This is a genomic window from Streptomyces sp. NPDC005141 (assembly GCF_053599975.1).
Window position 1 is genome coordinate 92216 of the sequence record NZ_JBSFYW010000005.1, and the last position, 14270, is coordinate 106485.

The 14270-nt window shown below is 71.2% G+C and carries 15 protein-coding genes; 6 read left to right on the forward strand and 9 right to left on the reverse strand.

Translation table 11 applies throughout. The features are described 5' to 3' along the window. The first annotated feature begins 837 nt into the window (after positions 1-837). From ACWD68_RS05815 to ACWD68_RS05830, 4 genes are read left to right on the forward strand one after another with little or no spacing between them, the layout of a single operon-like run. Positions 838-1377 carry a roadblock/LC7 domain-containing protein gene (locus ACWD68_RS05815; protein WP_451805228.1) on the forward strand — a complete coding sequence of 180 codons (540 nt, stop codon included), beginning with the start codon at positions 838-840 and terminating at the stop codon, positions 1375-1377. Continuing rightward, positions 1374-1784: a DUF742 domain-containing protein gene (locus ACWD68_RS05820; RefSeq protein WP_451805229.1), complete on the forward strand. Its 411-nt coding sequence runs from the start codon at positions 1374-1376 to the stop codon at positions 1782-1784. Before ACWD68_RS05815 ends, ACWD68_RS05820 begins: the two co-directional genes overlap by 4 nt. Further along, positions 1765-2403 (forward strand): GTP-binding protein, encoded by a 639-nt coding sequence (locus ACWD68_RS05825; protein ID WP_451805230.1) that lies wholly within the window; start codon positions 1765-1767, stop codon positions 2401-2403. The genes ACWD68_RS05820 and ACWD68_RS05825 overlap by 20 nt, the downstream gene beginning before the upstream one ends. A 31-nt stretch (positions 2404-2434) precedes the next feature. After that, the gene (locus ACWD68_RS05830; RefSeq protein ID WP_451805231.1) at positions 2435-3688 is read left to right on the forward strand and encodes a styrene monooxygenase/indole monooxygenase family protein; all 1254 of its coding nucleotides are present in this window, start codon (positions 2435-2437) and stop codon (positions 3686-3688) included. Between the two features lie 64 nt (positions 3689-3752). Here ACWD68_RS05830 and ACWD68_RS05835 read toward each other — a convergent pair whose 3' ends face one another. The 5 genes from ACWD68_RS05835 to ACWD68_RS05855 form a co-directional block, all read right to left on the reverse strand. After that, positions 3753-4175 carry a hypothetical protein gene (locus tag ACWD68_RS05835; RefSeq protein WP_451805232.1) on the reverse strand — a complete coding sequence of 141 codons (423 nt, stop codon included), beginning with the start codon at positions 4173-4175 and terminating at the stop codon, positions 3753-3755. 79 nt (positions 4176-4254) lie between these two features. After that, positions 4255-5412 carry an NlpC/P60 family protein gene (locus tag ACWD68_RS05840; protein ID WP_451805233.1) on the reverse strand — a complete coding sequence of 386 codons (1158 nt, stop codon included), beginning with the start codon at positions 5410-5412 and terminating at the stop codon, positions 4255-4257. 109 nt (positions 5413-5521) lie between these two features. Further along, positions 5522-5842 (reverse strand): hypothetical protein, encoded by a 321-nt coding sequence (locus tag ACWD68_RS05845; RefSeq protein ID WP_451805234.1) that lies wholly within the window; start codon positions 5840-5842, stop codon positions 5522-5524. Between the two features lie 10 nt (positions 5843-5852). Then, positions 5853-6578 (reverse strand): TetR/AcrR family transcriptional regulator, encoded by a 726-nt coding sequence (locus ACWD68_RS05850; protein WP_451805235.1) that lies wholly within the window; start codon positions 6576-6578, stop codon positions 5853-5855. A gap of 483 nt (positions 6579-7061) precedes the next feature. Then, positions 7062-7991: an AurF N-oxygenase family protein gene (locus ACWD68_RS05855; RefSeq protein ID WP_451805236.1), complete on the reverse strand. Its 930-nt coding sequence runs from the start codon at positions 7989-7991 to the stop codon at positions 7062-7064. A 140-nt stretch (positions 7992-8131) separates the two neighbouring features. On the opposite strand from ACWD68_RS05855, the gene ACWD68_RS05860 reads away from it, so the two are divergent. After that, positions 8132-9235, forward strand: a complete 1104-nt coding sequence (locus ACWD68_RS05860) for a ferritin-like domain-containing protein (protein ID WP_451805237.1) — start codon at positions 8132-8134, stop codon at positions 9233-9235. Positions 9236-9389: 154 nt separating this feature from the next. Continuing rightward, a complete protein-coding gene (locus tag ACWD68_RS05865; protein WP_451805238.1) occupies positions 9390-10289 on the forward strand; it encodes an ADP-ribosylglycohydrolase family protein in 900 nt (299 codons plus the stop codon). Here the strand turns inward: ACWD68_RS05865 and ACWD68_RS05870 are convergent. The 4 genes from ACWD68_RS05870 to ACWD68_RS05885 all read right to left on the reverse strand — a co-directional run. Next, positions 10286-10759: a DUF3291 domain-containing protein gene (locus ACWD68_RS05870; protein WP_451805239.1), complete on the reverse strand. Its 474-nt coding sequence runs from the start codon at positions 10757-10759 to the stop codon at positions 10286-10288. The two genes, ACWD68_RS05865 and ACWD68_RS05870, sit on opposite strands and share 4 nt — an antisense overlap. Before the next feature lie 138 nt (positions 10760-10897). Next, complete coding sequence (locus tag ACWD68_RS05875) at positions 10898-12355, reverse strand: penicillin-binding transpeptidase domain-containing protein (protein WP_451805240.1); 1458 nt, start codon at positions 12353-12355, stop codon at positions 10898-10900. Continuing rightward, positions 12352-13728 carry an FtsW/RodA/SpoVE family cell cycle protein gene (locus ACWD68_RS05880; protein ID WP_451805241.1) on the reverse strand — a complete coding sequence of 459 codons (1377 nt, stop codon included), beginning with the start codon at positions 13726-13728 and terminating at the stop codon, positions 12352-12354. Before ACWD68_RS05880 ends, ACWD68_RS05875 begins: the two co-directional genes overlap by 4 nt. A gap of 80 nt (positions 13729-13808) precedes the next feature. Beyond that, positions 13809-14270, reverse strand: a 462-nt coding sequence (locus ACWD68_RS05885) for an SH3 domain-containing protein (protein WP_451805242.1), incomplete at its 5' end; no start/stop codon positions are given.

Consider the following 14270-nt stretch of genomic DNA (forward strand, 5'->3'; position numbering starts at 1 on the left):
ACCCGAGTCCCTCGCAGCGGACGCCTCCGGTATGGCATCTCCGGCACCCGGGTCCCCGGCACAGGGGATCTCGGCACCGGGATCTCCCGCACCCGAGTCTCCGGCGCAGGGAATCTCGGCACCGGGATCCCTCGCGCGCGAGTCCCTCGTACCGGAAGCTCCCGCACCGGGAGCCGCGGCGCCCGGGTCCCACGCTTCGGAATTCTCCGCACCGGACTCCACCGGGGCGGCGACCGCGCCGGGGGCGGCACCCGCACCCGGCTCCGGACCCGCATCCGTACCCGCCCCCCGATCCGCCGAGCCGGACCCCGGCCTCGCCGGACCCGCACCGGTCTCCCCCCAGGCGGCAGACCTCGCCGAGCCGGCTCCCGGCTTCGACACGGACGCCCCCGCCCCGGGCGGGACGGCCCCCGGTGTCGCCGAGGCCGCTCCGGCGACGGACCCGTCCGCAGAGGTCACCACCGACCCGTACGCCATCGGCCCCGACAGCCACGAGCGGGCGCCCGACGAGCACCCCAGGGTCACCGACAAGGGCCTGCCCAAGCGGACGCCGAAGATCTCCGCCCCCGCCGCAGCCCCGCGGCCGCGTGTGGGCGGCGTGGACGCCGATGCCCTGCGCCGCAGGCTGGGCGGCTTCCACCGGGGCGCGGTCGAGGGGCGTCGCGACGTGGAGGCGGAGATCGCCGACCGGACGGCGGAGACCCCCGCGCCCGACGGACCGAAACTGTCGGCACCCGTGCCCACCGCACCCGCTCCCGCAGGACACGCGCCCACGGCGCACCGGCTCAACGCACAGGACGTAGAAGCATCGGGGGGCACAGTCGAGGAGGCAAGCAGTTGACCGCGACCAGTACCTTCGGCCTGAGCAGCGAAGCACGTAACCTGCACTGGCTGCTGACCAATCTCGTCGAGGAGGTGCCGGGACTCCTGTCGGTCGCGGTCGTCTCCTCGGACGGCCTGCTGCTGCTCTCCTCCGACCCCGGCCGCAACGCCGAGGCGCGGACGGCAGACAGCACCAGGCCCACCGGCCCCAAGGGCTCCGCCGCCGACCTCGCCACCATCGTCTCCGGCATCGGCAGCCTCACCATCGGCGCCGCCAAGCTGATGGACGGCGGCGGCGTCAAACAGACGATGGTCGCGATGGACGAGGGCAGTCTCTTCGTCATGGCGATCAGCGACGGCTCGCTGCTCGGAGTGCACGGCTCCCCGGACTGCGACATGAGCGTGGTGGCCTACCACATGGCGCTCTTCGTCGGCCGGGCCGGACACGTCCTGACCCCCGAGCTGCGTATCGAGCTCCGAAAATCCCTCGAGGCCCAGGCCCAGGCCCAGACCGTGGCCGGCGCCGAGGCCGAGGCGCTCGGGAGTACCCGATGACCGTGTCGAACGGTGTTTCGAAGCTCCCGGTGCGCGGCGGCGGCCGCAAGCCCGCCCGGGTACGCCCCTACTCGCTCACCGGCGGACGGACGCGCTTCGGCCACGTCCTGCTGGTGGAGACCTTCGTGGCCGCGCTGGAGGCCCCGCAGGAGCGCAAGGAGCTGACCAACGGCTCGCTCACCCACCGGGTGATGCCCGAGATGCTGGCCATCGTCGAACTCTGCCGCCGGATGCGCACGGTGGCCGAGATCGCCGCCCTCCTCAGGATGCCGCTCGGAGTGGTCCGGGTGCTGCTGAGCGACCTGGCGGACCAGGGAAAGATCCGTGTGTACGGAACAGGTCACGGCCCGGGACAGCCGGACCGCGCTCTGCTGGAAAGGGTGTTGAGTGGACTCCGTCGTCTCTGACGCCGAACCTGGCGTCGCCCCTCTCCTCGACGACGAGGAGAATCTGCAGGCCTGGCAGACGGACCGCACGCGCGCGCCGATCGCCACGAAGATCGTGGTGGCGGGCGGCTTCGGCGTCGGCAAGACCACGCTCGTCACCTCCGTCTCGGAGATCACTCCCCTCCAGACGGAGGCGCTGATGACCCGGGCGAGCGAGGACACCGACGACCTCACGGGTACGCCGGAGAAGCTGACCACCACCGTGGCCATGGACTTCGGGCGCATCACGCTCGACGACGACCTGGTGCTCTACCTCTTCGGTACGCCGGGCCAGCAGCGGTTCTGGTTCATGTGGGACGACCTGGTGCGCGGCGCGATCGGTGCGGTGGTCCTCGCGGACACCCGCCGCCTCTCGGACTGCTTCCCGGCGCTCGACTACTTCGAGAGCTGCGGACTGCCGTACGTCGTCGCCGTCAACCACTTCGACGGCAGCGACCGGTTCGAGCCGGACGACGTGCGCGAAGCCCTCACGGTTCCTCCGCACATACCTGTCATGATCATGGACGCACGTCGCCGGATCTCGGTCGTCGAGGCCCTGCTCGCCCTGGTCGGCCACGCGCTCGAAGTCAGCCCCGAATAGGGACGCCCAAGTCCTAGGAGAAGCAACCCGCATGCGGAAGATACTCGTCGTCGGAGCCGGTCAGTCCGGACTCCAGCTCGCCCTCGGCCTCCAGTCGCAGGGGTACGAGGTCACCCTGATGTCGAACCGGACCGCGGACGAGATCCGGTCCGGCCGGGTCATGTCGACGCAGTGCATGTTCGACACGGCACTCCAGCACGAGCGCGATCTTCAGCTGAACTTCTGGGAGTCGCAGGCCCCGAAGATCGAAGGTCTCGGCGTCTCGGTCGCGGCCCCCGGCTCCTTCGACCCGGGCCCCTCGCAGCGCGCCATCGACTGGGTCGGCAAGCTCGACGGGTACGCGCAGTCGGTCGACCAGCGGGTCAAGATGGCCGGCTGGATGGAGACGTTCGCTCAGCGCGGCGGCCAGCTGGTCATCCACGGCGCGGCGGTCTCCGACCTCGACTACTTCTCCCGCGCCTACGACCTGGTACTCGTCTCGGCGGGCAAGGGCGAACTCGTCTCGATGTTCGGCCGCGACGCCGCCCGCTCCCCGTACACCGAGCCGCAGCGCGCCCTCGCGGTGGCCTACGTCCACGGCCTCGGCCCGCGTCCTGAGCACCCGGACTACGACGCGGTCCGCTGCAACCTGGTCCCCGGTGTCGGCGAGCTCTTCATCATGCCGACCCTCACCACCTCGGGCCGCGCCGACATCCTCTTCTGGGAGGGCATACCCGGTGGCCCGCTCGACGCCTTCAACGGTGTGAAGGACCCCGCCGAGCACCTCTCCCTGACCCTGGAACTCATGGAGCGGTTCACGCCCTGGGAGTACGCGCGGGCCACCAACGTCGAACTGACCGACGCGGGCGGCACGTTGTCCGGGCGGTACGCCCCCACCGTCCGCAACCCGATCGGCCGCCTCCCCGGCGGCGGACTGGTCCTCGGGGTCGCCGACGTCGTCGTGGCCAACGACCCGATCACCGGCCAGGGTTCCAACTCGGCCTCCAAGTGCGCCGCCGCCTACCTCGCCTCGATCGTCGAGCAGGGCGACAAGCCCTTCGACGAGGAGTGGATGCAGGCGACGTTCGACCGCTACTGGGACACCGCGCAGCACGTCACCAAGTGGACCAACGCGATGCTGGGCGTCCCGCCGGAGCACGTCCTCAACCTGATCGGCGCCGCGGGCCAACTCCCGCCCGTCGCCGACCGTTTCGCCAACGGCTTCAACAACCCGGCCGACTTCGAGAACTTCTTCTTCGAGCCGGAGAAGACGGCCGCTTACCTGGCCTCGGTCACCGGGGCCTGACGGGAGTACGGTCAGCCGTCCGGCGCTCTCGTACCGGCCGGGCCGTGGCCGTCCCCGGCAGGTCCTATTCGCAGCCGGGCGGGTTCTTCCCGGCCGGGACGAACTGGAGTGTGGGCATCCCGGCGGCGTCGAAGTCGGCGGTGTCCGGGCCGATCAGGGTCATGTAGCCGGAGATCCACTGGCTGTAGGGCGGGGGCCGATCCCCCTTGACCTGCTCGACGCCGGGGAAGACCGTGTCGAGGACCCACCAACGGCCCCCGAACTTCACCCATTTGATTCCGCAGTGCGTATAGATGTCGTACGGGTACGCCTTGTGCTGCACGGGCTTCGCAGGTCCTTCCTGCCAGGCGCCCTTCGTGACGGTGCGGGCGGGCAGGGTGGGGCCGTGGTACCCCTCGGCCGTCGGGGTGTCGGTCAGGGACGAGCAGCCGGTGAGCAACAGTCCGGCGCTCAGGAGCAGGACGGCGGCTCGGCGCGATGTCTTCATGGTCCCAAGACGCCCGGGGTTCGCGTTCCGTTCGATCCCGGCGGGCGTGGGGCCGTGACGGTGCCGGGCGGGACGGGGACTACCTCGTCCCGGGAGCCGGCGCGACGGGGGCGTAGCCCTCGTCGGACCCCTCCGTGGCGCCCTCGGGGAGCTTCGGCGGCGTGTAGTGCGCCAGGGGCGACCCCTGCGGATCCGGACGCACCGCGCCCAGCAGCGGGTTCGCGGCGATGGGCGACACCTTGATCCTCGAACCGGGCCGCGGCGCCTGCACCACCATCCCCTCGCCCAGGTAGATGGCGACGTGCGTGGCCTCGGGGAAGTAGATCACCAGATCGCCGGGCCGCAGCTCGTTCAGCGGGATTCTCGGGAGCCGGGCCCACTGCTCCTCACTGGTACGGGGGATGGGCCGACCGGCCCGCTCCCAGGCCTGCGACGTCAGCCCCGAGCAGTCGTAGGCCTTCGGGCCCTCCGCGCCCCACTCGTACGGCTTCCCGATCTGCCCGACGGCGTAGCGCAGCGCCTCCTCGCCCTCCCGCGACGGCGGCCGCACGCTGCTGAGCGCGCCGGACGCCATGATCTTCTTCTGGGCCGTGGCCGTCCCCGACTTCTCGAACCTGTCCAGCTCGGCGAGCTGCTCCGCGGTCAGCGAGGCGAGCAGCTTCTGGACGTCGTCGAGCCGCTCGCGCACCTCGTCCCGCTCCTTCTTCTGCCGTTCGGCGAGCGAGAGCTGACCGTCCAGCGCCTTCCGGGCCGCGCGCGCGAGCACGTCGGTCCGCTGCTCGCTGCCCGCCACCCGCTGCACGGTCTCGGCCCGCTCCAGAGACAGCTGTCCGATCAGATGCCCCTGGTCGAGGGCGTGCTGCGGATCCCGGGCGAGCAGCAGCCGTACGTACGTGGAGATCTCGCCGCTGCTCTGGTACTGCTGCCGGGCCAGCCGCCCCGCGGCGCCGCGGCTGTCGCGCAGCGAGAGGCGGGCCCTGGCGAGTCCGGCGTCGAGCCTGCCGACCTCGGCGCGCTGCTTCTTCAGCTTCTCGGCGGTCCCGTTGTACGTCTCGGTGGCGCGTTCGGCGTCCCGGTACAGCCGCTGAAGATCCGTCAGCAGCAAGGCGACGGGCCGCTGGGCATCGGTTCCGGAACCCGGGCCCGGCTCGGGAAGGGCCGCCGCGGGCGCGGGCGAGAACAGCACCCCGGCCGCGATCGCCCCCGTACAGACCAGACGCAGAAGCCTTGCTGACACGTCATCACCTCCGGTGCCGGGGTGGTCCGTCCACCACCCGTCTCGCACCGGAAGGATCGGGCGACCGCGTCCCGGGCGCGCGCCGGGTGACCGCTTCGGCCCAAGAAGGTCACTCGTCGGCGTTGCGGTCCGGCGTGGCGCCGCCCCCGTCCCGGCTGCCGTGCGTGCCCGAGGACCAGGGCCACTTGAACCGGCGTTCCGACGCGTCGCCCTCGGGGGCGTACTCGTACTTCCACCCCTGGTGCAGCCCGAGCCGCTTGCTCGTCGCCGCCTGGACGCGCCGGTAGACCAGCACGGTGGGCCTGCCGCCGTCCGCGTCGGGCACCGGGACCCGGTACGTCTTCGGCGGGTGACCGGTGATCCCGAGCAGGACCGGCAGGACGCGGCCGTCCAGCGGGCCGCCGACAAAGGGGGTGTCTTCGCTCTTCACCGGACCAGTGTCACAGCAGGTGGGCCGCATCCCCGACAACGGGCAGCACCCGGCGGACCAAGGCCCCCACGATGCCGTCCGGGCTCTCCATCGCGAGCGAGGCACGGACCACCGCGGCGGTCTGCGGATCGCGCCCCGCGCTAGCCACGAGCGCGGCCACGAACTGCTCGACGAGCCAGTCCCGCAGCTCGTCCAGCGGCGGTTCCTTGCCCTCGTCGAGCCAGATCAGCGAGGCGGCCTCCACGGCCGTGATCCACATCCGTACGGTCATCCTCAGCCGGGGCCCGGGATCCTTCACCGCCAGATGATCGAGAATGTGCTCCGCCGCCGCCCTGCGGACCCCGTCGACTATGGCCGTGGTCCGCGAGGTCTCGATGACGCTCCCGCCCTGCAACAACGCGCTGAACCCGGCGTCGTGCTGGTCCACGAACGCGAGGTACCGGTCGAGGGCCCGGGAGAGCCGCTGAGTGAGTGGCCCCTCCGGAGGCTCCGCGAAGCAGTGCTCCAGCTCCTGCGCGGCGGACCGCAGGGCAGCCTCGTACAACTGCTGCTTGCCGCCCGGGAAGTACCGGTACACCAGCGGCCGCGACACTCCGGCCGCCTCGGCCACATCGTCCAGCGAGACCTCCTCGGGCACCCGCTGGGCGAACAGGGACAGCGCGGCTTCGAGCAGCTGACTGCGCCGCTCCTCGACGCTGAGCCGACGGTATGCGGGGGTAGGAGCCTGCGAGGTCATGCCGGGCAGCGTAACCGCCCACCCACAAACCCCCCGCACGACGACGGCCCCGTCACCGCCCACGGGGACACCATCGCCGACCCCCGCCACACAACCCCCACCCGGGCGCCGTACGACCGAGGCGCCCGGCCAACAAACAGGCCCCCGCCGCCTCCCCCGCCCGGCGTCGTACGACCGGCGAGCCCGCCCGACGCACAAGTCCCCACCTGGCGTCGTACGACCGACAGGGCCCCGCCCTCCCGCACAAGCCCCCACACGGCGGCAGCCGCCGAACAGCGCGAGGGGACGTGCCGGTACATCGAATGCCCGCAGCCGGACGGATCGAAAGACGCGTCTCCTCGGCACGCCGGTCCGATTCGTTCGGCTGCGGGCGGATGTACCGGCGCGGCCCCGCCCCCCTCGAAACCGCGGCGCCCCGAGCCCTGTCGAGCGGAGCCGATCCCAGCCCGGCCCGGCCGACCCGAGCCCGCCCGCAGGAGCCGCTCAGGCCAGCAGCCCCGAGGACTTCCACAGCCGCCGCCCCGCCCCCCGCAACACCCCGATGTCGTCCAGGAAGTCCGTCAGCCGCTTGGCCCCGGTCTGCATCACTTCCCGGCGATGCCCGCTGGCCTTGACCTGGGCCAGGGCCTCGCGCTTGTCGAGCCCGACGTTCGTGTAGACCTCGGGGTTGACGAAGGCCACCGAGAAGACACGGGCGAACTCGCCCGACGTGATCCGGGTGAACTCCTGGGACCACCGCGGCGCCGTGACCATCTGCCGCCGCAACTCCTCCCGGGCGTAGCGGACGTGCCGCGCCTCCTCCACGACGTGGATCCGTGTGACACCCCGAACGAGGTTCTGCACCCGCTCGTCCGGGAACGTGAGCCGCTGCATCCAGTCGAGGATCTCCTCGCCGAGCAGCGTCGCCGTGAAGGAACCCGGCGTGGTCGAGATGGTCTTGAAGAGCCGCCCCAGTTGGAGATGCGCCCGGCTCACCGGGTAGTACGGCGTGCCCCCGCGGGTGATCAGCCGGGCGAACATCTTCGAGTGCCGGCACTCGTCCTCGATCTCGGTCAGCGCGTACCGCACGTGTGCGCTCGTCGCCGCCTTGTCGTAGATGTGCCGCACCAGCAGCTGCATCAGGATGATCTCGAACCAGATGCCCAGCGACGCCAGCGCGGCGGCCTCGTGCTGGGAGAGGGCGATCCTCTGCTCCTCGCTCATCCGCCGCCACAGCGGGGTGTCGTACAGCGACACCAGCTCCGGCGGCCAGAACCACTTGCCCTCCTCGAAGGGTGCGTCCCAGTCGAGTTCCTTGTCGGGGTCGAAGGAGTGCTTGGCGGACGAGTCGAGGAAGCGCTCGGCCACCTGCTCCCGGTCCTTGAGCAGACCGAGCGCGTCACGGAGCACATCGGCTTCGGGCACCGTCGTCATGGCTGTTCCCACCTCGTCGTACGGGATCGCTTCAGGAGTTACCGGCGGTCACAACTTATGAGACTGCCTGTCAGCAAGCTCGTCAATCCCTTGTGCCGGACTTGTTGACGGCGCGTCTACCCCGTGTGAGCCTGCGAGGTATGCCGACGCATGAGCTGTACGCCACGGACTCGGGAGATCCCCTCTGGCAGGTACCGGCCTCGGGGGCGGCGCGCTTCAGCTGGGAGTACGACGACGGTCGTGACCGGCTGCTCGCCCTCTACCAGAAGGGCAAGGACAAGCAGTGGGACGGCCAGAAGCGCATCGACTGGGGCCTGGAGGTCGACCCCCGTGATCCGCTCGGCACCCCCGACGAGGCAATGACCCTGTACGGCACCCCGTACTGGGCGAAGATGACCGACCGGGACAAGGGCGAACTGCGCAAGCACTACGGCTCCTGGCAGTTCAGCCAGTTCCTGCACGGCGAACAGGGAGCCATGGTCTGCGCGGCGCGGATCGTCGAATCGGTCCCGGACCTGGACGCCAAGTTCTACTCGGCCACCCAGACCATGGACGAGGCCCGGCACGCGGAGGTCTACGCCCGCTTCCTGCACGAGAAGATGGGCATGCTCTATCCGATCAACGACAACCTTCAGTCCCTCCTCGGCGACACCCTCCGCGACTCCCGCTGGGACATGCCCTACCTGGGCATGCAGGTCCTGATCGAGGGCCTGGCCCTGGCCGCCTTCGGGATGATCAGGGACACCACCGACAAGCCCCTGCCGAAACAGATCCTGGCCTATGTGATGCAGGACGAGGCGCGCCATGTCGCCTTCGGTCGCATGGCCCTGCGCGACTACTACAAACAGCTCTCCGACGCCGAACTGCGCGAACGCGAGGAATTCGTCATCGAGGGCTGCTACTTGATGCGGGACCGGCTGCGCGGTGTCGAGGTACTGGAGAACTTCGGCATCCCGAAGGCGCAAGCCGAGGAATACAGCGAACAGTCCGAATTCCTGCACCTCTTCCGTCAGTTGCTCTTCAGCCGCATCGTCCCCTGCGTCAAGGACATCGGCCTGTGGGGCAAACGCCTCCAGCAGGCCTACGTCGACATGGGCGTCTTCGACATGGGCAACTCCAACCTGGACCTCCTGATGGCCCAGGACGAGGAGATCGCCGAACAGCTGGACGCGGAACGGTTCGCGGCGGAGGAACGGGAACGCGTCGCGGAGGTCGAGGAGATGATCGAGAAGGGGGCCCCGTAGGCCTACGGGCCCCGTAGGCCTCGTAGACCCAGGAGCGGCCGAGGGCGCGGTGCCCCGGTCCGGTCGCCATGCCGCGACCGCCGCAGCCGCGAGTGCCGGGAAGGCGTCCGAAAACGGCTCCCCGGCACGGCACCGCGCCCGGCATCATCACCTCATGACCCCGTCGAGCACCGCCGACCGCACAGCCGCCCGACGCAGCCTCGAAGGCCTGGCGCTCGGCGACGCCTTCGGGGAGCGCTGGTGCCCGCTCTCCCGGGACCGGCTCCAGGCGTACGAGGAGATCCGCGCCCGGCGCCCACCGCGGGAGCCCATGTGGCACTGGACCGACGACACGGCGATGGCGCTCGGCGTCCTCCGGATCCTCGACGAGCACGGTGAGATCCGGCGGACGGAGCTGGCCCATGCCTTCGGGCTCGGCTACGACGCGGACCCGGCCCGCGGGTACGGCCACGGTATGCGCGAACTCCTGCCCCGCCTGGTCCAGGAGCCGGACCGCTGGCCGGAGTTGGCCCGAGAACTGTTCGGCGGCGAGGGCAGCCTCGGCAACGGCGCGGCCATGCGGGCCGCTCCGCTGGGGGCGTGGTTCCACGCGAGCCTGCCGGCCGTCGCGGAGCAGGCCGCGCTGTCGGCCGAGGTGACACACGCCCACCCGGACGGCATCGCGGGCGCGGTCGCGGTGGCGACGGCCGCCGCGTTGTCCGCGCGCGGCGAGCCGGACCTCGCCGCGGTCGCCTCGGCGACCCCGCGGGGCGCCGTCCGGGACGGTCTCGAGCGGGCGGCCGCCCTGCCCTTCTCCACCGAGCCGTGGAAGGCCTCGGACATCCTGGGCAACGGTGAGCGCGTCCGGGCCGACGACACCGTCCCCTTCGCGGTCTGGTGCGCCGTCCGTCACCCCGACGACCTGACCGCGGCCCTCTGGAGCACCGCGGAGGGCTTCGGCGACGTCGACACGACCTGCGCGATCGCCGGCGGGATCGTGGCCGCCCGCACGGGAGTCGACGCGGTCGCCCCCGACTGGCTGCACCGCAGGGAAGCGGTACCCGGGGGCCCCTAGGGCGTGGCCGGCGCCACCGGCGGGAAGGACGTCCGCAGCGTGAACGCGTGCTGGGTGGGCCCGTGTTCCCGCAGATGCAGCAGGCGGGACTCGGCCTCCGCGACCGTCGGGCGATGGCCGCCCGGGACCCACCACAGCGCGGTCATGGCCTCCTCCAGCCGCTCGAACCACTCACGACGGCGGGACAGCAGCTCACGGTGCTGCCCCTGGTACATGAACGCCGTGAGCGCGTTCGCGTCGCGCCAGGTGGACATGTTGATGATCAGCCATTCGTCGCCGAGGACCGGAACGTCCGTGGCGTTGCCGGAGTCGCTCTGCAGACGCCAGACGAATCCGTCCGCCGCGTCCGCGACGGCGTTCACGGGGTCGAGGGCTTCGACGAAGTCCTTCAACTGGGGTGAGTCCAAAGGTGCTTTGAGGCGGCCTATGTTGACCTGGGCGAGCTCGTACGAGGCTGTCGACGGAGTCATGACCGAACGTTAGGTCGGCCGAGGCGACGGCCGCACCCCCCGTCTCACGCAGTGAGAGATCGCCTGCTCGCGCGCGCCCTCGCCACCCCGTTCGGCGCCCTCTCGCCCACCCCGTTCGGCGCCCTCTCGCCCACCCCCTCACGACCCCAGCACCGCCTCCATCACCGCCCGTGCGATCGGCCCCGCGAACCCGCCCCCGGTGATGTCCCCCCGGTCCGCCGCCGCGTCCTCCACGACGACCGCGACGGCCACCGCGGGCTCCATGGAGTGGTCGGCCCGCGCCCAGGAGATGAACCAGGCGTACGGGGTGCCGGAGTTGCCGATGCCGTGCTGGGCGGTGCCGGTCTTTCCTCCGACGGTGGCGCCGGGGATGGCGGCGACGGTTCCCGTGCCGTCCTCCACCACGTCGGTCATCAGGTCACGCATGTGCCGCGCCGTAGCCGGGCTCATCGCCTGGTGGAGGGTCCGCGGTCCGGTCGTGGTCAGCGTCCCCCCACCCCGTGTGGTCGTCCTCTCCACCAGGTACGGCGTCTTGACCGAACCGTCCCCCGAGACTGCCGCCGAGATCATCGCCATCTGCAGCGGAGTGGCACGGGTGTCGAACTGGCCGATGGAGGAGAGCGCCAGCTGCGCCTTGTCGAGCCGCAGGTCGAAATTGCTGGGTGCCACCGAGAAGGGGATGCGCAGCTTGCGGTCGTTGAAGCCGAAGTTCGCCGCCGTCCTCGTCATGGCGTCGAGCCCGATGTCCACGCCCAGTTTCGCGAAGACCGTGTTGCAGGACCAGGTGAAGGCATACCGCAGGGAGGCGTCCTCGCAGCCCTCGATCTCGTTCGTGAGCCTCGTCGTGGTGCCGGGGAGCCGGTAGGGGTTCGGCGACGTGCTCGGCGTGTCCACATCGCCCACCACGCCCGCGTCCAGCGCCGCCGCGGCGGTCACCACCTTGAACGTCGACCCCGGTGGATACGTCTGCCGGATCGCCCGGTTGAGCATCGGCTTGTCGTCCTCGCCGTTCAGCCGCGCCCACGCCGTCGAGACCGCCGGCCCCGTCCCGGACAGGTCAGCGGGATCGTACGACGGCGTGGAGACCAGTGCCAGGATCCGGCCGGTGGACGGCTCGATCGCGGCGACCGCCCCCCGGCGGAGGCCGAGCCCCTCGTAGGCCGCGCGCTGCGCCGACGCGTTGAGCGTGGTGACGACCTCGCCGCCGGGGTTCCGTGCCCGGGTGACGTCGTTCAGCAGCGGAAACGGGGCGAGCATCGGGTCGGTGCCGGACAGGATGCCGTCCTCGGTGCCCTCCAGCAGTGTCGTCCCGTACACCTGCGAGGCGAAGCCGGTGACGGACGCGTACAACGGGCCGTCCCGGTAAGTCCGTTCGTAGCGGAGCTGCTCGCCGGTGTCCTTGGAGCCGGTGACCCTGCGGCCGTCGACGACGATGTCGCCCCGGGGCTGGCCGTAACGGGCGATCGCCTGACGGCGGTTGGCGGGGTTGTGGTCGTGCGAGGGGGCTTGCACGACCTGGACGCGGGCGGCGTTGACCAGGAGGGCGACCAGCAGCAGGGCGCACAGTCCCATGGCCCGGCGGATGTACTTGGTCATGGCGCCGGTGTCCCGTCGTACTGTCCGCGGGCGCAGTCGCTGATCCGGATCAGCAGCGCCACGATGATCCAGTTGGTGACGACCGAGGAGCCGCCCTGAGCGAGGAAGGGCATCGCCATGCCGGTCAGCGGGATCAGGCCGGTCACGCCGCCCGCGATGACGAAGACCTGGAGGGCCACGATCGAGGCGAGGCCGATCGCGAGGAGCCGGCCGAAGGGGTCCCGCAGGGCGAGCCCCGCACGGTAGCCCCGCTCCACGAGGAGGGCGTAGAGGAGGAAGATCGCGGACAGGCCGACCAGTCCGAGCTCCTCGCCCGCGGTCGCGAGGATGAAGTCGGACTTGGCGGCGAAGCCGATGAGGATCGAGTGGCCGAGCCCGAGGCCGGTGCCGAGCATCCCGCCGGCCGCGAACGCGAACAGGGACTGGGCGAGTTGGTTGGGGCCCCGGCCCGCGGCGATCGACGCGAAGGGGTCCAGCCAGTCCTGCACCCGGCTGTGCACATGCGGCTCCAGCCGGCCGACGGCGACCGCGCCGACACAGGCCAGCAGCAGCCCGACCGCGATCCAGCCGGTGCGGCCGGTGGCGACGTACAGCAGGATCACGAACAGGCCGAAGAAGAGCAGCGAGGTCCCGAGATCCCGCTCCAGGACCAGGACCAGCACGCTCAGCAGCCAGATCGCCACGATCGGGCCGAGGACACGGCCGGTGGGCAGCTGGAGCCGGCGGAACCGCCAGATCTGGCGGCCGCTGTAGGCGAGCGCGTTGCGGTTGGCGGCGAGGTAGCCGGCGAAGAAGACCGCGAGCAGCACCTTCGCGAACTCGCCCGGCTGGATGGAGAATCCGGCGATCCGGATCCAGATGCGGGCGCCGTTCACCGCCGGGAAGAAGATCGGCAGGACGAGCAGGGCGAGCGCGCAGACCACCGAGAGGTAGGTGTAGCGCTGGAGGACACGGTGGTCGCGCAGGAAGATCACGGCGACGATGAAGAACGCGACTCCGAGCGTCGACCAGATGAGCTGGATGGGCGCCGCCTGGTCGGCCGGGGTCTCCAGGTCGAGCCGGTAGATCAGCACCAGGCCCAGGCCGTTGAGGAGGACGGCGATGGGCAGCAGCAGCGGATCGGCGTACGGGGCCCGGAGGCGCACGGCGATGTGGGCGAGCAGTGCGAGCACGCCGAGCCCGGCGCCGTAACCGGCGGCGCCGGGCGGGACGGTGCCGTTCTTGGCGAGACCGACAGCGCAGTAGCCGCACACGCAGAGCAGGACGGCGACGACGATGAGGGTGAACTCGATGCCACGGCGCCTGGGCAGGCGTTCGGCGGGAGGGGCCGGGTCCGCCGCCACGGCCGTTCCGGACATTCCGGGCTGAATCATGTCCGGAACGTAGCAAGCGGGCGACCCGATGTCCCGTTATGTGATGACGAACAGGCCGTTCCGATTCGTCTTCGGGTGTGTCAGCACCAGCGGGGGGACGGGCCGATGTTGTCGATGTAGCGGGCGGCGCCCCAGGCCCAGGTGCCGTCCGTGAGGAGGTACCAGAGGGGGTTGCCCTGGACGTTCTGGCCCGGGGTCTTGCAGTAGATGGAGACGATCTCGCCGTGCCGCGCGACGCGGATCAGCTGGCTGCCGCGGGTCGGGGCGCTGCGCAGGTCCAGTCCGCCGGGGGCGGTGATCCTGCCCTGGTACAGGCGCGGGTTGTTCTGGCCGTTGCCGCCACCGGTCGCCGGTTCGCGGCCGTCACCGCCACCGCCGTTGTTCCACGTCTGGCCGGTGCCGCCGTCACCGCCGCCACCGGTCGCCGGTTCGCGGCCGTCACCGCCGCCGCCGTTGTTCCACGTCTGGCCGGTGCCGCCGTCACCGCCGCCACCGGTCGCCGGTTCGCGGCCGTCACCGCCGCCGCCGTTGTTCCACGTCTG